This window comes from Ekhidna sp. ABH4_415, from assembly GCF_056161305.1.
This window is the reverse complement of record NZ_JBSWYW010000006.1, coordinates 128877-154712: the sequence shown is the minus strand read 5'-3', so window position 1 is coordinate 154712 and position 25836 is coordinate 128877. Positions and strand designations below refer to the sequence as shown.

At 41.4% G+C, this 25836-nt stretch carries 26 protein-coding genes and 1 tRNA gene; 9 read left to right on the top strand and 18 right to left on the bottom strand.

All coding sequences use genetic code 11. The features are described from left to right. Positions 1-4: 4 nt before the first annotated feature. Together ACXAH9_RS11855 and amaB are read right to left on the bottom strand one after the other, a co-directional pair. Positions 5-535, bottom strand: coding sequence for a YceI family protein (locus ACXAH9_RS11855; RefSeq protein ID WP_474895078.1), 531 nt, complete (start codon positions 533-535; stop codon positions 5-7). A gap of 221 nt (positions 536-756) precedes the next feature. Beyond that, on the bottom strand, positions 757-2295 hold the full coding sequence (gene amaB, locus ACXAH9_RS11850) for an L-piperidine-6-carboxylate dehydrogenase (RefSeq protein WP_474895077.1): 1539 nt from the start codon (positions 2293-2295) through the stop codon (positions 757-759). An 83-nt stretch (positions 2296-2378) separates the two neighbouring features. Here amaB and ACXAH9_RS11845 point away from each other — a divergent pair, with 83 nt between their 5' ends. Beyond that, positions 2379-2972 (top strand): EF-hand domain-containing protein, encoded by a 594-nt coding sequence (locus tag ACXAH9_RS11845; protein WP_474895076.1) that lies wholly within the window; start codon positions 2379-2381, stop codon positions 2970-2972. On the opposite strand, the gene ACXAH9_RS11840 is transcribed toward ACXAH9_RS11845, so the two are convergent. Together ACXAH9_RS11840 and ACXAH9_RS11835 are read right to left on the bottom strand one after the other, a co-directional pair. After that, on the bottom strand, positions 2973-3659 hold the full coding sequence (locus ACXAH9_RS11840; RefSeq protein ID WP_474895075.1) for a methyltransferase domain-containing protein: 687 nt from the start codon (positions 3657-3659) through the stop codon (positions 2973-2975). Beyond that, complete coding sequence (locus ACXAH9_RS11835) at positions 3652-4746, bottom strand: type III polyketide synthase (RefSeq protein WP_474895074.1); 1095 nt, start codon at positions 4744-4746, stop codon at positions 3652-3654. Before ACXAH9_RS11835 ends, ACXAH9_RS11840 begins: the two co-directional genes overlap by 8 nt. A gap of 53 nt (positions 4747-4799) precedes the next feature. Between ACXAH9_RS11835 and ACXAH9_RS11830 the strand changes: the two genes are divergently transcribed. Then, positions 4800-5660 carry a UbiA family prenyltransferase gene (locus ACXAH9_RS11830; protein ID WP_474895073.1) on the top strand — a complete coding sequence of 287 codons (861 nt, stop codon included), beginning with the start codon at positions 4800-4802 and terminating at the stop codon, positions 5658-5660. Here the strand turns inward: ACXAH9_RS11830 and ACXAH9_RS11825 are convergent. The 3 genes from ACXAH9_RS11825 to ACXAH9_RS11815 all read right to left on the bottom strand — a co-directional run bounded on the left by ACXAH9_RS11825 (position 5653) and on the right by ACXAH9_RS11815 (position 8882). Further along, positions 5653-6768: an NAD(P)/FAD-dependent oxidoreductase gene (locus ACXAH9_RS11825; protein ID WP_474895072.1), complete on the bottom strand. Its 1116-nt coding sequence runs from the start codon at positions 6766-6768 to the stop codon at positions 5653-5655. The two genes, ACXAH9_RS11830 and ACXAH9_RS11825, sit on opposite strands and share 8 nt — an antisense overlap. A gap of 67 nt (positions 6769-6835) precedes the next feature. Further along, positions 6836-8299, bottom strand: a complete 1464-nt coding sequence (locus ACXAH9_RS11820) for a Do family serine endopeptidase (protein WP_474895071.1) — start codon at positions 8297-8299, stop codon at positions 6836-6838. Between the two features lie 154 nt (positions 8300-8453). After that, on the bottom strand, positions 8454-8882 hold the full coding sequence (locus ACXAH9_RS11815) for an Hsp20/alpha crystallin family protein (protein ID WP_474895070.1): 429 nt from the start codon (positions 8880-8882) through the stop codon (positions 8454-8456). A gap of 241 nt (positions 8883-9123) precedes the next feature. Between ACXAH9_RS11815 and ACXAH9_RS11810 the strand changes: the two genes are divergently transcribed. Further along, a tRNA-Asn gene (locus ACXAH9_RS11810) sits at positions 9124-9197 on the top strand. Between the two features lie 250 nt (positions 9198-9447). Beyond that, the gene (locus ACXAH9_RS11805) at positions 9448-9849 is read left to right on the top strand and encodes a response regulator (protein WP_474895069.1); all 402 of its coding nucleotides are present in this window, start codon (positions 9448-9450) and stop codon (positions 9847-9849) included. Here the strand turns inward: ACXAH9_RS11805 and ACXAH9_RS11800 are convergent. From ACXAH9_RS11800 to ACXAH9_RS11775, 6 genes are all read right to left on the bottom strand, one after another. Then, entirely contained in the window at positions 9846-11372 is a 1527-nt protein-coding gene (locus tag ACXAH9_RS11800) for a sensor histidine kinase (protein ID WP_474895068.1), read from the bottom strand. The two genes, ACXAH9_RS11805 and ACXAH9_RS11800, sit on opposite strands and share 4 nt — an antisense overlap. Before the next feature lie 29 nt (positions 11373-11401). Next, positions 11402-12190, bottom strand: coding sequence for a hypothetical protein (locus ACXAH9_RS11795; RefSeq protein ID WP_474895067.1), 789 nt, complete (start codon positions 12188-12190; stop codon positions 11402-11404). 60 nt (positions 12191-12250) lie between these two features. Next, positions 12251-12667, bottom strand: a complete 417-nt coding sequence (locus tag ACXAH9_RS11790) for a VOC family protein (protein WP_474895066.1) — start codon at positions 12665-12667, stop codon at positions 12251-12253. After that, the gene (gene pruA / locus ACXAH9_RS11785) at positions 12667-14292 is read right to left on the bottom strand and encodes an L-glutamate gamma-semialdehyde dehydrogenase (RefSeq protein ID WP_474895065.1); all 1626 of its coding nucleotides are present in this window, start codon (positions 14290-14292) and stop codon (positions 12667-12669) included. The genes ACXAH9_RS11790 and pruA overlap by 1 nt, the downstream gene beginning before the upstream one ends. Before the next feature lie 84 nt (positions 14293-14376). Then, positions 14377-15063, bottom strand: a complete 687-nt coding sequence (locus ACXAH9_RS11780; RefSeq protein WP_474895064.1) for a YjjG family noncanonical pyrimidine nucleotidase — start codon at positions 15061-15063, stop codon at positions 14377-14379. Continuing rightward, positions 15060-15443 carry an ArsR/SmtB family transcription factor gene (locus ACXAH9_RS11775; protein WP_349563916.1) on the bottom strand — a complete coding sequence of 128 codons (384 nt, stop codon included), beginning with the start codon at positions 15441-15443 and terminating at the stop codon, positions 15060-15062. The genes ACXAH9_RS11780 and ACXAH9_RS11775 overlap by 4 nt, the downstream gene beginning before the upstream one ends. 145 nt (positions 15444-15588) lie before the next feature. On the opposite strand from ACXAH9_RS11775, the gene ACXAH9_RS11770 reads away from it, so the two are divergent. Beyond that, complete coding sequence (locus ACXAH9_RS11770; RefSeq protein WP_474895063.1) at positions 15589-16131, top strand: carboxypeptidase-like regulatory domain-containing protein; 543 nt, start codon at positions 15589-15591, stop codon at positions 16129-16131. A gap of 6 nt (positions 16132-16137) precedes the next feature. Here the strand turns inward: ACXAH9_RS11770 and ACXAH9_RS11765 are convergent, their stop codons facing one another. Continuing rightward, positions 16138-17406 carry a dipeptidase gene (locus tag ACXAH9_RS11765; protein ID WP_474895062.1) on the bottom strand — a complete coding sequence of 423 codons (1269 nt, stop codon included), beginning with the start codon at positions 17404-17406 and terminating at the stop codon, positions 16138-16140. A gap of 214 nt (positions 17407-17620) precedes the next feature. Here ACXAH9_RS11765 and ACXAH9_RS11760 point away from each other — a divergent pair, with 214 nt between their 5' ends. Further along, entirely contained in the window at positions 17621-18355 is a 735-nt protein-coding gene (locus ACXAH9_RS11760) for a hypothetical protein (protein WP_349563922.1), read from the top strand. A 60-nt stretch (positions 18356-18415) separates the two neighbouring features. On the opposite strand, the gene ACXAH9_RS11755 is transcribed toward ACXAH9_RS11760, so the two are convergent. Further along, positions 18416-19843, bottom strand: coding sequence for an aldehyde dehydrogenase (locus tag ACXAH9_RS11755; protein ID WP_474895061.1), 1428 nt, complete (start codon positions 19841-19843; stop codon positions 18416-18418). Positions 19844-19845: 2 nt separating this feature from the next. Further along, entirely contained in the window at positions 19846-20622 is a 777-nt protein-coding gene (locus ACXAH9_RS11750) for an SDR family oxidoreductase (RefSeq protein WP_474895060.1), read from the bottom strand. Positions 20623-20663: 41 nt separating this feature from the next. On the opposite strand from ACXAH9_RS11750, the gene ACXAH9_RS11745 reads away from it, so the two are divergent. Genes ACXAH9_RS11745 through ACXAH9_RS11735 form a run of 3 tightly spaced genes read left to right on the top strand, consistent with a single transcriptional unit; the run spans position 20664 to position 23781 of the window. Then, positions 20664-21194 carry a 3-hydroxyanthranilate 3,4-dioxygenase gene (locus ACXAH9_RS11745; RefSeq protein WP_349563928.1) on the top strand — a complete coding sequence of 177 codons (531 nt, stop codon included), beginning with the start codon at positions 20664-20666 and terminating at the stop codon, positions 21192-21194. A gap of 9 nt (positions 21195-21203) precedes the next feature. Then, positions 21204-22478 (top strand): kynureninase, encoded by a 1275-nt coding sequence (gene kynU, locus ACXAH9_RS11740; protein ID WP_474895059.1) that lies wholly within the window; start codon positions 21204-21206, stop codon positions 22476-22478. Next, positions 22450-23781, top strand: a complete 1332-nt coding sequence (locus ACXAH9_RS11735) for an FAD-dependent oxidoreductase (RefSeq protein WP_474895058.1) — start codon at positions 22450-22452, stop codon at positions 23779-23781. Before kynU ends, ACXAH9_RS11735 begins: the two co-directional genes overlap by 29 nt. Here the strand turns inward: ACXAH9_RS11735 and ACXAH9_RS11730 are convergent. Together ACXAH9_RS11730 and ACXAH9_RS11725 are read right to left on the bottom strand one after the other, a co-directional pair. After that, positions 23756-24202 carry a hypothetical protein gene (locus ACXAH9_RS11730; protein ID WP_474895057.1) on the bottom strand — a complete coding sequence of 149 codons (447 nt, stop codon included), beginning with the start codon at positions 24200-24202 and terminating at the stop codon, positions 23756-23758. The genes ACXAH9_RS11735 and ACXAH9_RS11730 overlap by 26 nt on opposite strands. A gap of 91 nt (positions 24203-24293) precedes the next feature. Next, positions 24294-25775 (bottom strand): MltF family protein, encoded by a 1482-nt coding sequence (locus tag ACXAH9_RS11725; protein WP_474895056.1) that lies wholly within the window; start codon positions 25773-25775, stop codon positions 24294-24296. Positions 25776-25836: the final 61 nt, after the last annotated feature.

Below are 25836 nucleotides of genomic sequence, written 5' to 3'. Positions count from 1 at the left end.
TAAATTATTTAGTTATTAAAATGTCATAGTTTATTGTGATTTCATCTCCTGTTTTCAGCGTGCCGAACATGGCTGTGGGAGGTGAGATATTAAAGTCTGTCATCTTCAGTGCAACCAATCCTGTCAATTGCATCTCAGAATCTTGATTCCTTAGAATTTTAGCATCAAAATCAATAGCACGTGACTCTCCGCCGATCTCAAGCGTTCCATTTCCGGTAACCTTGTCACCTTGAATGTTCAATGTTTTGGCAGAGAATAAAATAGTTGGATAGTCATCTGCTTTTACAGCTTCATAGGCCTTGCCATCCATGATAGATTTCCCACTTCTCATTGATTTGGCAACCACAGTCACCTTGAGGTTTTGGACTTCATTATCATTGATCAATCCGGTTACATCAAAATCCTCCACAGACATTTTCCAGTCATGTAAGGAAGATGTGCCAGCTATAATCATTGAACTTTTTTCAGCATTCAGATTAATTTGCCCAAAACTGAAAAATCCCGCAATAGCAACCAGTATAAATAAGTATTTCATAACTACTCAGTAATGATTTCTGGTGCTAAATTAGAAGCAGAAAAGGGGGGCAATTATGACCAATCTCACAGATACTTATGACCTTTCGCAACCCTTAACGTGACATATTTTGAGCAGAAAAGTGATAAAAATCAGTTCTGCGACGGGGATCAAATAAGACTAATAAAAAAAGGTCTGCAAAATGCAGACCTTTCAATTATTAAAACGTGTTTTTGTTTTCTCTATAATTCAAACTTAATGCCCTGAGCCAACGGCAACTCGGTAGAGTAGTTGATTGTGTTTGTTTGACGTCTCATGTATGCTTTCCATGCATCCGATCCGGACTCTCGTCCTCCTCCAGTCTCTTTTTCTCCACCGAACGCTCCACCAATTTCTGCTCCGGACGTTCCAATATTTACATTGGCTATGCCACAATCAGATCCTGCGTGTGAAAGGAAGAGCTCAGACTCTCTGATATTGGTAGTCATAATAGCCGAAGACAATCCCTGAGGCACTGCGTTTTGCATTTCAATTGCCTCCTCGATTGTGGAATACTTGATCAAATAAAGGATCGGTGCGAATGTTTCGTTGCAAACAATCTCAAAATCATTCTTCACTTCAAAAATAGCTGGCTTCACATAGCAGCCAGACTCATATCCAGGCCCTGAAAGCACTTCTCCATCGATTACTGTTTTGCCACCTTCAGCTTTCACTTTCTCAATCGCTGATTGGTACATCTTCACAGCATCGGTATCAATCAACGGTCCTACATGGTTGTTTTCATCCAATGGATCTCCAATTCTCAATTGAGCATAAGCGTTTTTTAGTTTCTCCTTTACCTCTTCGTATACACTTTCATGAATGATTAGTCTTCGGGTAGAAGTACATCTTTGTCCCGCCGTACCTACAGCGCCAAATACGGCTCCCGGTATAACCAGATTCAGATCTGCATGCTCTGAGATAATGATGGCGTTGTTTCCTCCTAGCTCAAGGATGTGTTTACCCAATCGGGCTCCTACCACCTCACCTACTGCCTTACCCATTCGGGTAGAACCTGTAGCAGAAATCAAAGGCACTCTTGCATCTGCCGCAAGCTTTTTACCAATCTCGGCATCTCCAATCACCAGGCCACATACGCCTGGGTGAATGTTGTTCTTTTCAAATACTCTTTGCGCAATTTTCTGGCAAGCAATAGCTGAGATAGGAGCCTTCTCAGATGGCTTCCATACGCATACATCTCCGCACACCCAGGCAATCGCCGCATTCCAGGACCACACTGCCACAGGGAAATTGAAGGCAGAAATGATGCCTACAACTCCTAGCGGATGCCACTGTTCATACATTCGATGAGAAGGTCGCTCAGAGTGCATGGTCAGTCCGTATAGCTGTCTGGATAGCCCCACGGCAAAGTCACAGATATCAATCATTTCCTGAACTTCTCCAAGTCCCTCCTGAAGGGATTTACCCATTTCGTACGAAACTAAGGATCCAAGCTCCTGCTTGTACTCACGAAGCTCATTGCCAAGCTGACGCACGATTTCTCCTCGTTGCGGGGCGGGAAGTAGACGCCAATCTTTGAATGCTTCCTGTGCTTCTGTGATGACCTGATCGTATGCTTTTTCATCTGCCAGATCAACATTGGCAATCACTTTTCCGTCTACCGGAGAGTAAGAGGCCAGCTTTTTACCGGAAGTGCTCAGCCACTTATTTCCAATGGCTGCTCCTTTGTTATCTGTTTCTACCTGGAGCTTTTTTAAAATACTCTGAATATCCTGGGACATGTTGTGTTGTTGTTAAAATTGGATCGCAAAGCTAAGAAATGAGCTGAAGGGTGGAAATATTTTTGTAAATTGTAAAGGATAAAATGGGGAGTGCTACCACCACAACACCTAATAGCCCCCGGTTCGTGTTTTCTGAGACACAAAAAAGAAAGGTTCATCACCTTTTTAATGTGTTAGATATCGATCGGAATGGGCAGCTTCAGCCAAACGATTTTGTAAACGTTGGGAAAAAGATTGTTACGCAATTGGGTCTGAGTGAAGAGTCACGAAGTGCCCGGATGATTTTACTCAGATCACACCGTTTATTTGTGCAACTACTGACAGACTTACACAATCCTGAGCTCAGTCTTACACTTTGGGATTGGATCGCTTTTTTCAGAGACCAGATAGAATCCGAAGATGAGGGCATTTTGGATCACTACATCCAGCGGACATCAAGGCATATTTTTGACCTTTTCGATATGAATAAGGATAAGCTGATTTCACAGGAGGAATATGCCAATATGCTCACTATTTACAACATCCCACAAAAAATGGCCATCCAGGGCTTTGAAGAACTGGACACCAACGATGATAAATTTATTTCTGCTGATGAGATGGTCGAGGGGCTCAACAATTTCTTTAAGTCCGGTGACGCTGAGGCGAAAGGCAACCTGATCTTCGGTGAATGGCGATAATCAAAAAACCAGCTTCCATCGAAAGGCCCATTTCCAACTCAAGGAATACTCCGTAATTCCTGCTTGCTCTAATATCTCTTTCAACTCTCGTTTCTTAAATCCACGAGCCACAGAAATAGCTGCATCATTTCTCACCATCAGAGATTTTGAAAATAAAGATGTGAGTAATGTGATACTCCAATATGCAAGTGGATGCCTGTGCAGGTCATTAATGATCACTCCAACCTTCGCTTGTTTCCTAAACTGTAGAAATAAGCTTGCTAACTGCTGACTTGTGAAATGATGAACAAATAAACAGCAATGAATGATATCGAATGATTGAGATTTAAACTCATCGCTAAAGATATTGATGGTTTGATAGGTTATTTCAGGGTATGCATTCGTATGTGCTGTGGCATACTCGACAATGTTTTTATTAGCATCTATCCCAACATAAGTAGCGTCAATTTCTTCCTTTCTAGTCCACTTAGCCATTTGCACCATGATATCTCCACCTCCACAGCCCAAGTCAGCAAGGGATACTTTCTTCTTTCCCTTTGTCAGTTTTTTAAAGGCGGAAACACTTATTTGATTACCACCCAATCTTCTGTTGATTGTGTTTAGTTCTCTCAACGTTTGATTAACCACCTCTCCGGAAATGGAAAGATCATCCATGATCTCTACCTCATCCGACCGGTGCTTAAGCATCAATATGTGTTTTTAGCACAGCACTCTCCATCGTCAATCCCGGACCAAAGGCAAAACTTAAGAGGTGCTTCTGGTTATCATCGGGAGTCATTCCTTCAAGTATTTTTTTGATGACAAAAAGAACCGTTGGTGAGGACATATTTCCGTGTGTTCTTAAAATTTCCCGTGCAGCTGCATTTTGCTCCTTGGAGATACTAAGTTTGGCTTCAATAACATCTAAAATGCGCTTCCCTCCGGGATGGATTGCAAAGAAATCAATATCAGCGACCTCAAGCTGAATCTTCTCCAGTAAGCGGTTAGTCAGCTCGCCAATTCCGTCTTTGATTACATCCGGTACTTTGCTGCTGAGGTGCATTTCAAATCCATGATCACCAATATACCACCCCATTTCATCACGTGCATCAAGAGCCAGATCACTAAAGAAATTCCTCATTTCTAATGATTTCGACGAAGAACTTGACGTTAAAATCATCGCTGCAGCTCCATCGCCAAATATGGCATTGGCTAACAGGTTTTCATCGTCCTTTTTTTCTTGCAGATGAATGCTGCAAAGCTCTACGCAGACGATCAACACTTTAGCATCCGGGTTTGACGAGATGATATTGTTAGCCACTTTCATTGCATTAAATGCGGCATAACATCCCATAAAATTGATTGAAGTTCGCTGTGTGGATGTCGACAATCCCAAATGCTCGATTAATTCAATATCCAGCCCTGGTGCATACATCCCAGTACAACTCACAGCAATCAGGTGGGTGATCTGATCTTTTTCAATGTCACTGACGCCAATGGCCTTTTCACTGGCTTGCTTTGCCAGATTTATCGCATGTTTTTGATAGATTAGCATACGAGGCTTAGCAGAAGGGAAGGCATCTTCTTTGAAAAAGCTTTGTCCATTCAGGTTTTCAGCAAAATCCCGTAAGACTGAGTAGCGTTGTTTAATCCCACTTGCGCGATACAAAACACGCAATTTTTTTTCTTCCCTTTCATCCAGTCCCAGGTGATCCACCATGAAATCAGCAATCTGATTTTGATCAGCCAAATTTGCGGGTAGCGCAGTTTCTATCGTGTTTATATATGTGGGCATTGCGAGTAGTTCATTAATATTAACCAAACTTTGGCCGAGAAGATTAATTCCACTTGAAAAAATCTACGCTTTTACATCTACGTATCCCATTCTCCCTCTTCCTTTTACCAGTCTATTTGCTGGCATTGGCAGTTTCTGAAAGCATTAACACACAAAATGCTTTGTTATCATTTTTTGTACTGCATTTTTTGATTTACCCGGCCAGCAATGGGTATAATTCCTATTTCGACAAAGATGAGGAGAGTATTGGTGGTTTGAAAAATCCTCCAACTGTCAGTAAAGAACTTTACTATGTTTCAATCATTCTGGATTTGATCGGACTTATCATTGGCTGGTTTATTTCCCTGGAGTTTACGGTGATGATTCTGATTTATGGCTTGATATCCAAGGCCTACAGTCATCCTACTATCCGACTAAAGAAATTCCCTATCACAGGTTGGTTGGCGGCTGGTATTTTTCAGGGGTATTTTACTTTCTTGCTGAGTTACATTGCCATTAACGATCTTTCTATTATTGACACACTAAAATGGCAAATTCAATTTCCTGCAGTGCTTAGTACCCTATTACTATTGGGCTCCTACCCCATGACACAGATTTATCAACATAGAGAGGATGCGAAGCGCGGCGATATCACTATCAGCCAAGAGCTGGGTATTTTGGGTACTTTCCACTTTACCTCCATTTCTTTTTTGATATCTAGTACTGGCTTCTTCTACTTTTTTAGTAAGGAATTTTCCATAATGGACGGACTCATCTTCTTAGCTGCAATGGGACCGGTTTTACTATATTTCTCCCTCTGGTATTTAAGAGTCAGAAAGGATAGAAATGCAGCTGATTTTGAATCGACCATGCGACTCAACTTTATCTCATCACTCATGCTCAATGGCTTTTTTATCTATCTGGCCATCAGTTAAAGGGCTCTCCATGGGTTTGTTTCATAAGATAGGATGAAAAGGGGGGTATCCATTTTCCTAATGAAACAGCTGCTTCTGAAATAATGGGTGAGCCAAAAAGCTTCTGAATTTTTCTTCCGGCCCATAATCGTCTGGCAAAAATCCCATTCCACTCATTGATGTAATCTTTTTCAATTTCCATTCGATCAAAGCCTCTCCTGAAACTCTCCACGAGTATCTCGCTTAGTATTTTAGCCGAATGAATGGCCATGGCCATTCCATTGCCACAAAGAGGTGTGATCATACCAGCTGAATCTCCTGACATCAGTACATGATTATGAACGGGTTCTTTCTTCTCAAACGTAATTTCATTGATGACTTCAGGCCGCTCAAAAAGCACTTCACTATTGGAAATGATGCGCTTTAAATGAGGGTTTTTCATGAGTATTTGTTCTTCCATTTCCTGCACTGATCCCGATGCTTTCAGATTCGATCTATGGGAGAGGTAGCACATATTGAAAACCCCATTTTCTATCCGACTGATCCCGCAATATCCGTTTTTGAAATTATGAAGCTCAATGGCTTGATTGCTGACTTCATCGGTTCTTAAATGATACTTTACGCCGATATATGGAGAGCGGCGTTTCAAAAAATCTCGTTGCAGTTCTTTATCGATCAGGCTTCTTTTACCAAAAGCGCCAATCACAACTTTTGATTCATGATGGTTTTCTTTTTTGTCTGTTAGTACAAAGTCGTCGTTATTGAACTTCACATTCGTGATTCGATCATTCACAAATTGAACTCCTTCCGCAGTAGCTTTCTTTAGCAACCATTGATCAAATGCATATCGGCTTACCCCAAACCCACCTAGATCAAGGGACATTTTCAGGCTTTTCCCTGATACTGACGACAGATGAAACTGAGAAATGGTGGAAGGTTTCAGTTCTTCCGGAAATAAATCGTGTTGTTTAAGAAATGGAATTACTTCATTGGAGATGTATTCACCGCACACACGATGGAAGGGATATTTCTTCTCTTCAAACAACTGTACAGACAAACCTGCACGATTTAGCAAAATAGCATTTGTAAGACCAGCCAGTCCTCCCCCAATGATGATTACATCTTTCACTGATCGAAAATATCAAATAAAAAAAGGCTCGCAGTAAAGCGAGCCTTAAAATATGAATTTTTGCTATTTACAGTCCTAAACCATAATGTGCTTTGCTACCGTCCGGATAAACACCCTCAATCAGAATACCATCCCTCCTTGGACGCTTAAAGTAATTTTCCAGATCTCGGATATTGCGGATGTCTTCATTATCAATTCCCGTGATGATAAAGCCTTCTTTCATCCTAACATCTCGCCATTTACCTTCTCCAAGCTCTTTTATCTGCACACCACCATCAATATCTAATCGATCTTTCAATTCATCAGAAACATCGACGAATGTTGCCCCTTCGATTCTAAAATCTGACGCCAACTCCACAATGTCCATAGTGCCTTCTTCATTTCGTAGCTTAGCTTTTACCATTCGTTTCTTGCCATCACGCATGAAGGTAACATTCACCTCATCACCTGGATGTTTAATAGCAACTTGTTCTTGAAGCTGTGCTACATTGTTAACTGGCTTCTCATCCAGAGCGATGATCACATCACCGTCTTCAATTCCTGCTTTATCAGCAGCACCACCATTCACAACTCCACTTACATAAACACCCCTCAGCACATCAAGATCATACTCTTCAGCCAATCGCGCATCAACATTCCCAATCTGGATACCCAATAGCGCTCGCTGTACAGCTCCATATTCAATCAAGTCACTCGTCACCTTTTTTACCAATGATACTGGCACTGCAAACGAGTAGCCTGCAAAAGCTCCCGAAGGAGAAGCAATGGCGGTATTAATTCCCACCAGTTCACCATTCAAATTTACCAGTGCTCCACCGCTATTTCCAGGGTTCACAGCTGCATCTGTTTGGATAAATGATTCAATCCTGTAACTGCCATTTAGGATATTAATGTTTCTTCCTTTAGCACTTACTATACCTGCTGTAACTGTAGACCTAAACTCATAGGGGTTCCCAATGGCAAGCACCCACTCACCAATATTTATTTTTTCCGAATCGCCGTAGTTGATAGCAGCCAGATTTTCTTCATCAATACTCAATACGGCCAAGTCCGTATTTTCGTCAACCCCAACTACTTTGGCCTGGTAGCTTCTGTTATCGTTAAGCACCACCTCTATTTCATCGGCATTTTCAATAACGTGATTGTTCGTTACTATATATCCATCTGATGAGATCACCACGCCGGAACCTGCTCCTCTGGCCGGGCCTCCGTGTCTTTCGTATCTCTCACCAAAATAGTCTTTGAAAAATTCATTGAACGGACTGTTTGCTCGCATCCCGTCACGATAGGACGTCCTTATATGAACCACTGATGGAGTGGCGTTTTTCGCAGCAAAGACAAAATTCAGTCCTTCTGGGACCACAAAATCTGCAGAGTCGAATACGTAGTTGGTCAGGCTCACCGGATTAACAGCAGCTGTTTGCTGAATAATCTGTTCTTTAGGGTTTAAATAAGAATAACCCACGACGGCTACTATACCTCCAAAAAGGGAGGAAAAGGCCATCGCTAAAATTAAACTTCTCTTGCTCATATCGTTAAATCCTTTTTATGATAACTCTTATACCGCAAAAGTGACCAATTGGTTTTGGTTTAGCTGTTGAATACCACCCAACCTTAACCATTCTTAACAAATAAAAAAGGGCATCCCGCCTTAGCGGGACACCCCAATCACCTACTCAAAACACTTACTTAACTGCTATTTGCTTCTTGGTTACTTTCTTCTCATCCTTCGGAAGGGTAATCATTAAGATTCCATCCTGATAAGAAGCATCGACCTTATCTCTGTTTACTACATCTGGCAGATAGAAGGTCCTGCTGAATGTTCCATAGTAGCTCTCTACACTATGGAAGTTTTTCTCCTTCTTCTCATTCTCAAACTTTCGTTCGCCACTAATAGTGATTTGATCGTCGTTTAAGTCGATGTTGAAATCACTTTTTTTCATACCTGGAACATGGAGCTGAATTTCGTATTCATTGTCTGTTTCAGCTATATCCACTTTCGGTGAAAATGTTGGCATTGATCCCCCAACAAATTCATCATTAAAAAACCTGTCTACGAAGCTTCTAAAGCTTGTCGGTCTGTAATCGTTTGTGTTGTACTTTATAAGTCCCATTTTTCTTAAGTTTTTAAGTTTTACAATTCCAATATTTTCGCTTGACACATGATCGAAATCCATACCAACACCAAAATGCATTCATTTTAATGTCATTATGTCTGGTTTTGTATTTTGTAAACGAATTATAATGCCATTATGTCTTGTTTTATAAAAATTTCGTGAATGAAAATTTTTTTGACAGGTGCCATTGAGAATTGTTTAATGGATGCTTACATTTGCACTCCTTTTTAGGAAATCTTCTCCCTTAGCTCAGCTGGTTAGAGCATCTGACTGTTAATCAGAGGGTCCTTGGTTCGAGCCCAAGAGGGAGAGCAAAAGCCTGGCAAATCGCCGGGCTTTTTTCGTTTACAGACAAACAACACTATTAATCTAACCAATGAAGGGTCCTTGGGTGGAACGCCACTCCGATCGAGCCCAAGAGGGAGAGCAAAACGTGAGTACATCGATTGTCTCTCATTTATTAGCTGTAATCATTATTCAATCGAATTTTCTATAAAAAAGTATGCGTCAACGCTGCAAATCCTTTCGCCTTTTATAATTTTAATGCAAACCATCACTAACCTTGGAAAAATTCAGAAAAGTCTTACTGGTAGATGATGATGATATCGTCAACTCAATAAATTCAGTAATTATCAAACATGCCAAGTTTGCTGATGAGGTCGAATCCATTAATAATGTGACACATGCGATTGACTTTTTAAGCAAAGCCAAAGATTCGGATGATCGGCCTGATGTAATCTTTCTGGATCTAAATATGCCAGATAAAGATGGTTGGGATTTTATGGAAGAATACGAAAAGTTAGGAATGAATGGCTCCACCAAGGTGGTCATGTTGACTTCTTCAATTTCAGCCAAAGATGAAGAAAGAGCCTCCTCGTCAAAGCAGATCACCGCCTTCATATCCAAGCCCCTCTCTCCTGAGCTACTTCAGACTATCTATGAAAGTTATTTGCAAACGAACTAGTCTAACCTTAATGCAAATGTCGCACCTTTTCTAAGTTCGCTCTCAACTCTTATCCCTCCTCTGTGGTAGTCTATAATCATTTTTATAATGTAGAGTCCTAATCCAGCACCATCTACGTGTGAGTGTAGTCGGATATAGGGTCTAAAAATCTCTTCCTTGAATTTAATGGAATCAAACCCCAGTCCATTGTCTTTAAAGATAATGGTGGTATGCCCATTCACTTTTTTTGATTTGATCCTGATCTGAAGTGGTTTCTCCGGATCCCGATAAGAAAGAGCATTCAAAAGCAGATGCTTAAAAATGACTTTTAGCTGAAATTTGGGATAACTCATCATCGGGCATTCTGAGAAATCTTTTTTTATGGTGGCGTTTGCGCTTTTAATTTTCGCCACTGAGCTTGCCACCACTTCTTTTAACACTTCATCGATATCTAATTCTTCGGGTTCTTTACCAAGCTCCTCACGTACCTTGTTTACTTCCACGAGTGAATCAACCGTTTTCTCCAACTGTCGATTTGTTTTACGCGCATTATTCAATATTGCTTTGAAGTTGGAAGCGTTCATATTATCCTTCCCAAGCATATCTAAAAGTGAGCCTAGGTTTGTGATCGGTGCTTTCAAATCATCGGCTGTACTATATGAAAAATGAACGAACTGATCAATTTCTTTTTGAGAATACTGCAGCTTATCGGCCATCTCATTAAATGAATCAACAATATCGCTAGTGATACTATTGGAACTAAGCTTAATTCTGGCATCCAGGTTGCCTCCTCCTATACGTTCCGCCCCTGTTCTGATATCTTCAAGCGGTCTCCAGATTTTATAGCTAAATGTATACACAGCTAATAGAGAAAGAATGATAAACAAAAGTGTCAGAGTCACAATCCACTTCATAGACAGCACTTCCTCCTGCTCAACAATCTTTACAAGTGCTTCTGTGAACATTTCGTGTCTCATCAATACCCCTTCAACCTGCTTATTGAATTGATCTTCTTCTCCCTCAACTCTTTCAGACGCAAAAACAGCCTCTTCAAGTCTTCCTTCTTCCAAAAGATCCATGACCTCAAGGGCGTGATTTTCATAGCTTGTATGATCACTTTCCAGCTTCTTTATTGAGAGCAAAAGCCCTTTAAGCTTAATTCTTTGCGCCTCCTGATTGGTTCGTTTGAGCGCCTCTGAAACTTCATGTTCAGCGTCCAGCAATAAAATATCTACTAATTGCGCCAGGTATCTGAATGTGCTGTCAGCGATTGCAAAGCCTTGCAAAGCAGCGTCACTTCCTTTATCCAGCTCTTCAGCATATCGAATAGCACGCTCAAAATTTATTGCCTGTTCAAGTTGATTGGTCTCAATTTCAGTAAGCAACTCTATTATTGGGAGATCGATGTTAGCCACATCATCTATGTCTTTGTGCGTAGTGACTATCCTCAGCAACCCAAATGCTCCCAAAATCAAAATCAAAAAAATGATGAAAGAACTTCGGCGAAGAATTACTTCTTTTACTCGGTTAGGTGGTCTGGTCATTTAAAATATACTTGGTGCAGATAAAGCAACTAATCTAATTCAATTTTTGCGGTCATCACACGAATCGCATCATCCAGGTTCATGGTTTCTATTTTCAGTTGCTGTAAAAGTTCTTCGTACGTCTCACGGCTTTCCCAGTTTAGTTTAATCAAATCAATCAGTGCAAGGATGGTGGACAATGGATGACGAATGCTGTGTGAAGTGTAAAATGCGTGATCAGAAAGTTTTTTCGCCAGCTTTTCCTTTTCTTTTTCCTCTATTTTGAGCGTATTTACCTCATTTCTATGAAGAAAGTCTTCTTTCAGTCTCAGCAAGGCATCATAGCACTGGCTGATCATTGAAGCTGATGCCAACATTACCAGCTGATCCTGCCCTACGAAATCTTTGTTGGCTTTCCACTCCACAGCGAGAATGCCAAAAAGCCGGCTGTCATTCCAAACCTGAATGCCTGTCCACGATCTCAATCTTTTTTTCAGCAAATAATCCACAACAAAATCCTCCAATTCTTCTGAGTCATCAGCACTGCTTACATGAATAAATAGCTCATTTTTCAATTTTTTATAAAAGGAGGGAAACTCGGAAGCAACAGGGGCTTTATCCGTTGAGGAATTGTTTATCTCCTGATCAAAACTCTGGATGCATTCAAATTCATCTTTTTCTGAACGGTAAAGCCAAAAAGAGGTCTTATATGCACTTAAAGAGTGGCATGCAATGGGTATAAGTTCGCTCAGAAAGTCCTTGAACTTACCTCCCTGTAACAACTCTGACTTAGAGAGCCTCATGATCGACTCCAAACTCTGCTCTTTAGAAGTGCCCATACTGCGGAAAAATAGGCCTTGAATGTAGGGAAGAATTCGTTAAAAAAAGAATTTACATTCTTATTTAGCAAAAATTTGTGAATCGTTTTTGAACGCCTTGAACTCCAGCGCATTTCCAGATGGATCCATGAAAAACATGGTGGCCTGCTCACCAACCTCTCCTTCAAACCGAATGTAAGGCTCAATAATAAACTTGGTATTGGCTTTCTTTAAGCGTGTTGAGAGTGACTCCCAGTCGTTCCAGTCAAGCACCACTCCGAAATGAGGGACTGGTACTGCATGACCATCCACGGGGTTGACTTCAAGCTCTTCCTTTTTATCCACCATATGAATGACAAACTGGTGGCCGAAGAAATTAAAATCAACCCAGCGATCGGATGACCGACCTTCCTCAAAGCCCATTATATCTCGATAAAATGACCGGGTTTCGTCCAGATCCTTTACAGGTACAGCGAGATGGAAAGGTCGTAACCCCATTAGCCCAGGAATGGATATCTGTAGTCAGTCGGAGATACGAATGTTTCCTTGATGGTTCGCGCACTCACCCATCTCATCAGATTCATCATTGCTCCGGCCTTATCGTTTGTTCCAGAACCTCTGGCTCCACCAAATGGCTGCTGACCTACTACGGCACCTGTTGGCTTATCGTTGATATAGAAGTTTCCAGCAGCATTTCTTAGTTTGTAAGTGGCCAAATCGACTGCATAACGGTCTTTACTGAAAATAGCACCCGTTAATGCATATGGTGAAGTACCATCCACTACGTCTAGAATTTCTTCAAACTTGTTCTCTTCATACACATGTATGGTAAGTACCGGGCCGAAAATCTCCTCACACATGGTCTTGTATTTTGGATCTTTCGCTTCAAAAACGGTCGGCTCTACAAACCAACCCTTTGATCCGTCGTAATTTCCTCCTGCGATCAATTCAACGTCCTTAGCAGATTTTGCCTCGTCGATATAGCCAGTGATTTTCTTAAATGCGCGCTCATCGATCACCGCATTCACAAAATTGGAAGGGTCTTCAGGTGTTCCCATTTTAATGGACTTGAGGTCCTCAATCATGAACTTTTTAACATCTGGCCAAAGGTTTGATGGGATGTATGCCCTAGATGCTGCACTACATTTCTGACCCTGGAATTCGAACGCTCCTCTAACCAGCCCGGTGGCTACTTCTGTAGCATCTGCTGATTTATGAGCCACAACAAAATCTTTTCCTCCTGTCTCCCCTACAATTCGAGGATAGGTCCTATATGTATCCAGATTTGCTCCTATCGTTTTCCAAAGTGTCTTGAAAACACCGGTACTTCCGGTAAAGTGAAGTCCAGCAAAATCAGGGTGATTGAAAACCACATCACCTGCCACAGGTCCATCTACATATATAAGATTAATTACGCCATTAGGTAAACCGGCTTTTTTGAATACTTCCATAATTACCTGTGCGGAATACACCTGGGTGTAGCTAGGCTTCCAAACTACTGTGTTTCCTAACATCGCCGGAGCTGCAGGTAAGTTGCCAGAGATAGCAGTGAAATTGAAAGGAGTGATAGCAAAAATAAATCCCTCTAGCGGACGATATTCCATTCTATTCCAAACACCATCGGATGAGATCGGCTGCTCCATATACAGCTCCTGCATAAAAGATGCATTGAAACGCAAAAAGTCAATAAACTCACATGCAGCATCTATCTCTGCCTGATGTACATTTTTTCCTTGCCCCAACATAGTCGCAGCATTGATCTTAGCGCGGTAAGGGCCAGCTAGTAAGTCTGCTGCCTTTAAGAAGATGCTCGCGCGGTTTTCCCAACTCATGTTCTCCCACTGCTCCTTTGCAGCTAGCGCGGCGTTTATTGCCTCAGTCACATGTTTTGAATCACCCTCCGAAAAATGCCCCAGCACATGTTGATGGTCGTGCGGGCAGGTCATAGGAATTTTGGTATCAGTATGAACCTCTTTATCACCGATGTACATAGGTGCATCGATCTTTTGGCTGTACATCTCTTTGTACTTCGCTAGCAGCTCTTCTCTCTCGGCTGTGCCAGGCGCATAGCTCAATACAGGTTCATTAATTGGGTCTGGTACGAAAAAATTTCCTTTTGGCATCTCTGTTGTTGTTTATGAATGGAGCGCAAAAGTAAGGCGAATAGTTCAAAAGTGATAGCGAAATGCGCACGCTGACCCTGTATACTACAACAGTTTTAGTAGCTCCATATGTGATTGGATGGTGAAATCTGCCAATGATTTCTTTCTGCCTGAGGGATTATAAAAAATGGTCTTCATTCCAAATGATTTTGCACCATGGATATCGGTTCGTGGATTGTCTCCGATCATGATGCTATCATCCTTACTTGCTCCGGCCTCACTGAGGGAATATTCGAAAATCTCCGGGCTGGGCTTGCGTGAATTGGCACACTCAGAAGTAACCATTACGTTGAAATATTTCGCAATGCCGGAACTGCTCAGCTTGCGGTTTTGAGCATCCAAAAATCCATTAGTGATAATATGAAGCTCGTACCTTTTATCAAGGTAGTTAAGCGCTGTAATTGCATCAGTCATGAGATATGGCTTCAGTGAACAGTTGCTCAAAAAATAGGCTGAGGCCATCTTGGATTTAGCCATATCAATGCCAGAGGTAAGAAAAACTTCATTAAATCGCTCATTTTTAATGTATTCACGATCTACCAGACCATCATTGTACTTCATCCAGAGTTTGTCATTGACTTCATAGAATGTGTTGACAAATTTCTTTTCGGTGATCCCGGACTTGGCCAATTCCAGATTCACGAATATTTCCAATAATGTTTCCTGAGCGCTTCGATCATAATCCCATAATGTGTGGTCCAGATCGAAGAAAATGTGTCTGATTCCCTTCACCGATTATATTTTTTCGCCTCTATCTTATTTTTGGCTAACGCCAGGTTTGCATTCATTGTTTTGTAAACTTCCAGATCTTTCCGCAAGATGGGGTCTTTGCTTAGAAACTCAAATATCTGACTGACCATATCATAACCCTCCTCCTTTATACTGTAAAAAACCCATTGATCATATTTTCGGAATGTGACCAAACCAGCGTTTTTTAAGTACGTTATATGACGAGAGGTTTTGGTTTGTGTAAAATCTAAAATAGCTTCCAGGTCGGAGATACAAAGCTCTTCCTGCCTATAAAGTAAGTGTAGGATGCGCGTGCGAGACTCATCGGAAAACGACTTGAAAATCTGGGTGCCAAAAGTCAAATTGAAATTCTTGAGCCTCATTTTTTCACTACTTTTACCGAAGTTAAACTTTTATTGGCTAAAACTCTTTTATTAGACAAAGGAACTTGATTTGAGATATATACTGATATTCATATTTTTTGTTTTTTCACTATCGGAAACGTCAGCACAAGATCAAAGTAAAAAAGTGATCCAATTTACTGGTGTGGTTTTCGGAGCTGACAGTACATCAGTAGTACCCGGCACGCACGTATACATTCCAAAATCTGGAAGAGGCACGACTACCAACCCTTATGGGTTTTTCTCTTTGCCAGTACTTGAAGGCGATAGCGTAATTTTTAGTGCCGTTGGATTTAAAAGGGCTTACTTCATTGTACCAAAGCATGACAAGGAGTCCAGCTTGCGTGTAATTATTGCATTACAGGATGATATTAAATTTTTGGAAGAGGTGGAGATCCGTCCCTACCCGACTGAAAGCATGTTTAAGGAGGCCCTAATTACCATGGAGCTTCCGGATCAAAAGGAATATGCAAATATTTATCAATGGCTGAATGCACAATACATGTCAGAGGCATACCTTGACATCCCCGCCTCACCAAATGCCAATCATCAATACTATATGCAAATGCAGCGCCAGGCGTATATCAACCGCTATTCACCGCCGCAGAATCAATTGTTAAATCCTTTCGCCTGGGCAAATTTTATCAATTCACTCAAGCGAAAGAATTAGTATTATCTAGTTGTTCGATTGTAGTCCTTGAGCTACTTCCTGCACGCTTTCCCAAACACGGAAAGTATTTTTGTAGCAAATCTTTTCAATATCCTCAGGAGAATATCCTCTCTTAAGTAGTTCTTTGATCAGGTTTGGATAGGTAGAAACATCCTTCAGTCCTTTAGGAAGGCTATCACCTACTCCGTCGTAATCAGATCCTAATCCAACATAATCCACACCAACCAGGCTCACCACATGGTCGATATGATCAGCTACTTTCTGTACATCTTCATAAACATCGTTATCAAGCGCGTATTGCTTAGCATATGCTTTATAGATCGAATCTTCTGGGGATAGATTATTCTCTGCTCTGTAGTTAGTGAGATCTTCCCTCATTTTTTCAAATTTGTCTTGCGACTCCTTAGAGAGAAAGCTGGAGCCAAAATTGATATGAATCACACCGCCATTTTCAGCCATTGCCTTGATAAGTGTATCAGGCATATTTCTTTCCCATCCCGGAGTAAATTTTCTGCACGAAGAGTGAGAAGCAATCACCGGTGCTTTTGTTAAACGTAACGCATCAAATGCCGCACTGTCGGTCACATGTGAAATGTCCACCATAATTCCCCATTTGTTCATTTCAGCAATTACCTGCTCGCCAAATGGACTAACCCCATTCCATGTGTAGGTGGTATCATAAGACGAATCACAGATTTGATTGTCTTTTGAGTGAGTCAGGGTAATATATCTGATTCCCCGATCATAGAAATATTTTACATTGTTGATATCATCTTCGATTGGCGCGCCATTTTCCATCCCCATTGGTAGTGCAATCAAGCCTTGTTCAAAAGCAACCTCTATATCAGAAGGAGAATCAGCTAAAGCGAATTTTGATGGAAAAGTCTCCGGAAGGCGAGAAACCATATCAATTAGTGAATCTGCGAAAGCCTTAGCTCCGCCTGTCTCCTGGTATCGTGATGGAACATAAATTGACATGAACGGGGCATCTAGTCCTCCTCTTTTTGCTTTGGGGTAGTCGAAGTTTCCGGTCGTTTCCACAGAAACATCTTCTACCGTTTTAGTAATCATGAATCCTTTGACATTCATTCGATAAGGTAAATCCACATGACCATCAACGATAATGTATGCGTGAGCCAAAGAATCAGCTACTGTATCCAGCTCTTCATCTGACATGGCAGTATAGTGTACTTTTTCCTTCTCAGCCACTGTACAGCCGATTATTAAAGCAGAAAGAAGAAATAATGAGCTTAATTTTCTTAGTGAAAAATCCATATTGTGTTTGAAATTTTTTGATTTCGACAAAAATACCAAATGCAATAACAACAATCCTTGGACAAAATATGATTGCCGGTATTACATTTTTTTGATATTTTACAGGAAAATTTGACGGAATTAAGTACTTCTTATTTTAATTTGATTCGTTGGTTTTTAAAAAAATGTAACATTTTTGTATAGGAAGGATTTTCCTATTTAATAAACAGACGCTATGACTGACCCTATTTCACCTGAACTACTGACTAATTGGAACACTTACGGAGGATATCTGGCCATGGCTGTGGCTGGAGTTGGAGTGTTGATTTTGTTGGGACATTACCTTAAGCTTCTAGCTACAGGCGATTACAAAACAAGGTACGATTACATAAACATGCATGAAATAAACATGTTGTGGAATGGAGCTTTGCTTATCATCATCGGAGGCACGCTTTATTTCAACACGATGTTTACAGAGTCTACCTGGTTGTGGTTCTTTGTAAGGCTCTTTATGAGCTCAATGTTTGCAGTAATCCTTGGAGTGATTATTCAAAACGTATTGAAGTTCTACTATCCGTTTTTCATTGAGAAGCGTCTGAAGAAACTGAGATATACACCGAGAACTTCTCCTGATGGCAGAAAAATGAAGCTTTTGAGTGAGGAAGAGGAAGATGTATACCTGGATGAAGGTATGCAGGCAGAGGAAGATGCATTCTCTGTTGATTATGATGTGTGGATTGATGAGGAATCAGGGTTTACAAAAATTGAAAAATACAATGGTAGACTGCATGCGCTACAGTGCAACAACTGTAACTACCAGACATTGAAAGTGGAAAGGGAAGAAGTAATCCAAACTGCTTCAGAAACCGAAGAAGGCGAGCTAATGAAATATTATGCTTGTGGGTACTGTGGACACAAGGAAAGAAAATCTTTCAAAATCGCTAAGCTTAAAGCTGGCGAGACTGCATAAGATATTCAATAACCGAATAGAGAATATGCCCCTGGTGATAAACCAGGGGTTTTTTTATTCTTAGAGTTTAATACATACATTCTGAGGTTCTGAGAAAAATCGAAGGGCATCATTACCTCCCTCTCTTCCTATTCCGGAATCTTTCATTCCCCCAAATGGAGTTCGAAGATCACGAACGAGCCAGCAATTAACCCATATGATCCCGGATTGCACCGCATGTGAAACACGGTGAGCCCGCTTCAAGTCAGTAGTCCAGATGGTGCATGATAGTCCGTATCGGGTAGAATTAGCAATGTTTATCGCATCCTTTTCTGTCTTGAATGGATTCAATGTTACAACCGGGCCAAAAATTTCTTCCTGATTTGTTCGGCAATTTGCATCCAGGCCTTCAATGACCGTCGGTTCATAGTAAAAACCTTCTTTGTCAATTCGCTTACCTCCGTGCAGGATGGTTCCTCCTTCTTCCTGAGCAAGCTTGACGTACGAGTCAACTTTATCAAGATGATCAGACGATACAAGCGCTCCCATTATGGATTTAGCATCCATTGGGTCACCTACAACTAGTTTTTGACATTCCTCCAGAAATCGTATTTTAAATTCATCATAAATCGATTCTTCAATCAAAATCCGTGAGCCACACAGACAGATTTCCCCCTGATTTGTAAATGAACTTTTTACGCTCGTCTTGACTGCCTCATCCAAATCACAATCGGCAAAAATGATATTCGGGTTTTTCCCTCCCAACTCTAACGAAACTTTCTTGAACTGCTGAGCCGCAGTAGCTCCTACAATCTTACCAGTAGTTGTTCCTCCGGTAAAGGAAATGGCTTTTGTGGCCTCATGTTCTACGATTGCCTGTCCTATCCCTTTTCCTTCGCCATGGAGAATATTTAAAACACCCGGTGGCATTCCGGCTTCATTAGCAAGTTTCCCAAGCAAAAAGGCCGTCATTGGAGTGAGCTCTGAAGGCTTGGCAATCACACAGTTGCCCATGGCAAGGGCCGGGGCTATTTTCCATGAAAAGAGGTAAAGTGGTAGATTCCAGGGTGAAATACATCCCACAATGCCTATTGGTGCTCTTCGGGTATAGTTTACCATGAAACCTTCTGAGACCTGTGCCTCAGAAGAAAAATTGACTATTGCAGACGCATAAAAGCGAAAGTTGGTGCTCGCTCGGGGAATATCTACAGCTTTGGCAAGCCACAATGGTTTTCCATTGTCGCGGCTTTCCATCAGCGCATAGTCATCCAGATTTTTTTCAATGAGATCAGCGAGTTTGTGCATAATCTTACTACGCTTATCCACTGACATGGTGCTCCAAACGGGAAACGCTTCCTTAGCAGCTTCTACAGCCTGATCTAAATCTTCCTGAGTTGAGTTTGGAATTTGAGCAAATACTTTTCCTGTACCTGGCTCTACATTGTCTATATATTGACCTTTAGATGGGTCTACGTATTCGCCATTGATGAAATTTTGGATTTTTTGCATGATCAAATTGAGCCTGTGCGGCCACCATCTATTCGTAAACTAGTTCCATTGATATAAGCTCCGCTATTGCTACAGAGTAAGCCAGCATATGCTGCGATTTCTTCAGGTTCACCGAAGCGACCGGCAGGAATCGTTTTTTTCATATCCTCTTCTACTTCCTCTTCAGATTTACCAAGTTTTTTAGACTTTCCTGCTACCAGACTTTCAATACGAGCCGTGTTGATAAATCCGGGTAAAATATTATTCACGGTGATTCCATACCCACCTAACTCATTGGCCAACGTTTTCGCCCAGGATGCCATGGCACCCCTAACAGTATTGCTGACACCCAGGCCGGCTATTGGCACTTTCACCGAGGTTGAGATAATATTGACAATTCGCCCGTATCCTGCTTCTTTCATGCCTTCCAGTAGTTTCTGAACTAAAGTGTGACTCACATGAAGGTGTCTTTTCATTGCAACATCAAAGTCAGAAAGACTGGCATCTGCCAATGGTCCCGGTGCTGGACCGCCGGAATTATTTATTAGGATTTGATAAGGCGCTTTTGCCAACCCCACATCGATTGCATTTTTGACCGCTTCCAAATCGTCGAAATCAGCAACCAGGTAATCATGGTCACCGGGTGCCAGCTGATTCACCGCATGCTTAAGAGAATTCTCATTTCGAGCGAACAATGTCACGTTCGCTCCCATCTCACTCAGCTCCTTTGCTATTGCCAGTCCCATTCCCTGGGAGCTACCACAAACCAAAGCTCTTCTTCCTTTCAGGTCTAAATCCATAAATTTTTTCTAACTTTTCTTCAAAAATAAACATCTCTGACATGGCGATAAAAAGACCCTTTAACCTTCAAAAGTGGATTGAAGATAATCGTGACCTGCTTAAGCCTCCGGTAGGCAATAAAAACCTCTATGCTGACGCTGGTGACTACATTGTGATGATTGTGGGTGGTCCTAACGCCCGTAAAGACTATCACTATAATGAAACAGAAGAATTGTTCTATCAGCTGGAAGGTGATATTGAGGTAACCATTCAAGAAGATGGAAAGGCTGTGAAAATTCCGATAAAAGAAGGTGAAATGTATCTACATCCAGCAAAAGTGCCCCATTCTCCAGCCAGGCCTGCTAATACGGTCGGGCTTGTAATCGAGCGAAAAAGGGAGCCAACACATCAGGATGGGTTGCTTTGGTACTGCGACAATTGCAACAACAAGCTGCATGATACTTATTTCCATCTCACGAATATTGAAAAAGACTTTCTTCCAAGATTTCGAGAGTTTTTCAATTCTGAAGAGTTAAGAACTTGCGATAATTGCGGTGAAATCATGGAAACGGATCCACGATTTACTGACTAAGAGGACGTTTTGAAGGAAGAAGCATTACAAAAAGCCAGGCAACTAGACGAGCAGGATCAGCTAGCCAAATTTCGATCAGAGTTTCATTTTCCACAAAAAGATGGAAAAGACTGTATCTATCTGTGTGGAAATTCCTTAGGCCTGCAGCCAAAAAGAACTTCTGAAATTGTGAATGAAGAGCTTCAAAAGTGGCAAAAATGGGGTGTAGAAGGACATTTTACGGGGGATAAACCGTGGGTGAGCTATCATCAAAACGCTAAGCCATACCTCTCAAAAATTGTAGGTGCCCATGAACATGAGATAGTGGCCATGAATAACCTGACCACAAATCTCCACCTCGCGCTAGCTTCCTTTTACCAACCCCATGGAAAGCGATCAAAAATCTTAATTGAAAAAGGAGCTTTTCCATCCGATTTTTATGCTGTTCATTCCCGGATTAAGGTAAGTGGATATGACCCTGAGGTAAATCTTATAGAGCTTGAGCCCTCGGATGGATCCGATTATTTAAGCACTGAAGAAATCATTAAGACCATTGAAGAACTTGGTGATGAGTTGGCATTGGTCATGTTTCCCGGCATTCAATATTACACTGGTCAGCTCTTTAACATCAAAAAAATCACAGAGGTTGCTCATAAAGTGGGTGCATTCGCAGGATTTGACCTTGCTCATGCTGCAGGAAATGTGCTGCTAAGCCTCCACAAAGATCAAGCTGACTTTGCAGTATGGTGTACCTATAAGTATTTGAATTCCGGACCCGGTGGTGTTGGGGGTTTGTTTATTCACGAAAAGCATGGAAGGAATACAGAAATGCCGCGTTTGTCCGGCTGGTGGGGGCACGATGCAGAAGCTCGGTTTAAAATGGCTAATCAGATCAATCCAATTCCTACTGTGGATGGATGGCAGCTGAGTAATGTAAATATCCTTTCTCACGCATCTCACCTTGCATCCCTTTCGGTATTTGAAGAGGCAGGCATGGAAAATCTGAGAGCCAAAAGCCTGAGGTTGACGGACTTTATGGAGGAATTGATTTTAAATTCTGAAGTGCTCAACAATCAAATAAAGATTCTAACTCCTTCCAATCAGGAAGAACGTGGAGCTCAGCTTTCGATATATCTAACCAATCACGGGAAAAGTGTGTTTGAGTATCTGATTGAACGAGGGGTAATTCTGGACTGGCGAGAGCCTAACGTCATTCGCGTGGCTCCAGTGCCGCTTTACAATTCATTCACTGATACAGTGAACTTTGTCAAAATTCTTGAAGAAGCTATTTCTAATGAAGGATAAAATCAGCATTGTAGGGGCCGGACTGGTGGGCTCACTGTTAGCAGTAATCTTAAAGCAAAAAGGGTTTAATGTTCAGGTCTTCGAAAAGCGAAAAGATCCACGAAAATCAGAAGTGGCTGAAGGTCGCTCAATCAACCTTGCTTTGAGTCGGAGAGGGATTCTTCCACTAAAAAAGGCGGGGGTCTACGACACCATCGAGCCGTATTTGATCCCTATGAAGGGGCGGATGATGCATGATGAAGCTGGCGAACTTACTTTTCAACCTTACGGGAAAGAGGGTCAATTTATCAACTCTGTTTCTCGAGCTCAGCTAAATGAGCTATTGATCGAAAATGCAGAAAAAGCTGGGGTGGAAGTTCATTTTGATCATAAATGCACAGATGTAGATTTTGAAAGTAGTGTGCTTCATTTTCAGAATGGTAAGTCTGTTCAGTCGGACTTGATTGTTGGGACAGATGGAGCATTTTCTGCTATCCGAAAAAAATTACAATTCACAGATCGGTTCAATTTCTCTCAACACTACATCGAACATGGATATAAGGAGCTGTGTATAGAGCCTGTAGATGGGAAATTTCAGATGGAGGAAAATTACCTCCATATCTGGCCCAGGGGGAATTTTATGCTCATTGCTCTTCCTAATAATGATGGGACCTTCACGTGCACCCTCTTCTTTCCTTTTGAAGGAAGTCCCTCATTTGCGGAGTTGAGTACTAAAGAAGAAGTCAATGCTTTCTTTGACAAATACTTTAGGGATGCAAAGGATTTAATTCCAGATTTAGCTGATCAATTTTTTACCAACCCCACCTCTTCTTTAGTCACTACCAAATGCGAACCGTGGCATAAAAACAACACAATCCTTCTGGGTGATGCAGCTCATGCGATTGTTCCTTTTTATGGTCAGGGTATGAACTCCGGCTTTGAGGATGTTAGGCTCTTCGTTGAGATGGCTGAAGCAATGAATTGGGACTGGGAGAAGATACTCCCACACTATTCTTCAGCCAGAAAAAAAGATGCTGATGCGATTTCAGAGCTTGCCCTTCATAATTTTATTGAAATGAGGGATCATGTAGGTGATCCTGATTTTCTGAGAAGAAAAAAGCTTGAAGCGCAAATTCAGGAGCAATATCCCCAGGAATGGATTCCCCTCTATAGTATGGTTACGTTCTCTGATTTACCATATTCAGAGGCATTGAGACTGGGTAAAATCCAGAAAAAGGTCATGGATGAATTTTTGAATCAGAGCGAGGAGATCGACTTCAGTGAAGTAATTGCCCGCTTTAATACTCTAAAGAAAGTCGACTAGTCAACGAGTCGATGGCACGTTGTTCATCGGCAGAAATACCGTCAGCTGCATTCGCAAACAAATACATCGCCTCATAGACAAATTCACGCTCGTCCGGATGCTCTTCCAGGTAGCTTTTTAACGTATTAAGAAACTTCTTTTCCCACTTATCAATGTTCTCAAGTAGATATCGAAACTCGGTTCTGAAAAGACTTTCTACTTTTTCTGCGTTTGTATTTGGCATCTGATCGAGATAAAGAAGTGCAAGTCCTTTAGAGATGTTCAAGACACCATCCCATTCCTCTTTATCTAACTTTCCATCACTCATACATACAAGTAGTGATGGGTAAATTTTTAAAATGTAGGTGAACTGATCAATACTGAGCTCGGACTTTCTTACTTTATGATATTCCTCAAGTAATGTCTCGTGCTGATTTTTCATGACGGGGTGAGTTATTACGTCTTAAAGATAGCTTGTTTCGACAGATACGCAGTATAAGTATAAAATGATTTTTTCAGATGACGGCTACTTGCTACTGTGCAATCGCCTGAAGTTGGCTTTCTTGCTGCAAGATTTCTTTATAATTCTGATAAATGTCTAAAATTCGATCGACATATTCGACAGGCTCTGACCCACGGCAATAGCCATATTCTACTACTGGATCATTAAAATATTTCGATCTGGATTTTTTCAAAAGGAACTGACTCACATCCTGCCAGCTTTGAGTATTTCCTCCATACTTTTCCGTTAGTCGAACAGCATCTTGTAAGTGTCCAAGGCCAACATTATAAGAGGCGAGTACAAATTTCAGTCTTTCATTTTCATCCTCAATTTTTCTTTCCCATTGTCGCTGAAGCCATTGTAAATGTTGCATACCAGCGTAAATATTTTGTTCCGGATCATGAAGGTCAGTAACACCATATTCCCTCCCTGTCCTTGGCATTACCTGCATTAAGCCAACCGCTCCAGCCCAAGACTCTGCATTTTGCTCAAATTTGGATTCTCTAAACACCTGAGCTGCCAGCAACAACCAGTCCCAGCCTAATTTTGCAGCAGCATTCTGAATTAAACTATCGTAAGGGGAAATGGCACCCTCGTCATTAATTGATGAATATTTACTCCTGGACCTTCTTAAAGCGGATTTTGAGCTTCTGAAATATTTGTCATAAATAACGTAATAATCAGTGGTCTTCCGCATTCTCAAAATCCAGTCGTTCAAAGCAGTCAACAACTGATCCGCATTTTTACGAACTCCCCAAGCAATCTGCGTGGAAAAACTCACCGGTGTTTTGATGTCTAAGTTGGGGTAATAAGTGGAATTTACCAACGCAATGTCCTCTTCTGCCACGGTATAATCTATTTTTCCCTCGGCAACTTGCTTTATCAGTTGTTCCGTCTCCACATTTGTATCCCCGGGTACAATTAAAATATCCCCTCCGATTTCTTCAGAGAGATTTACCATACGATCATAATAGGATGAATGTGTTCGTACAACTACCTCTTTGCCGATCAACTCTACAGGATTTCTTATGAGTTCTTTCTCTATTTCATGAAGTTTCATCTGTCGCCAATTTTCAGGCTTCCGCTGAATTAAAACTTGCCGTTGAAGATTGTGATAATGGGTGAAGGCAATGCGTTTCTTTCGCTCTTTTGTTACTGTTAGATTATAAGCTAGGATGTCCCCCTCTCCGGTATTCAACTTATTAAACCCCTCGCCAATATTCTGGGTGATATTAATTCGTAGTTGCAGTCCCTGGTCCTCACAAAACAATTTCAGCAATTCATATTCATAGCCCATCGTTTTGCCCTTGTAGACAAACAAGCCCGTAGAACTGTTGTCCATGATCGCAGTAATGTAACCACGTTCTTTGATCTTTGGCAAATCCAAATCCACGATGAACTCCTCACGCTCGGGATAGTCATTATTAGCCTGGCTGGATGTTGACTGCTTGCAGGACGCAACAGACAAAATAGCGGCGAAAGTCAGTACGGTGGTCTTGAAATGAAAACGCATATCATTTCTTAAAATACGCAAAATATCTGTAATAAGATAGCTGACAAAAAATGGGTGCGTT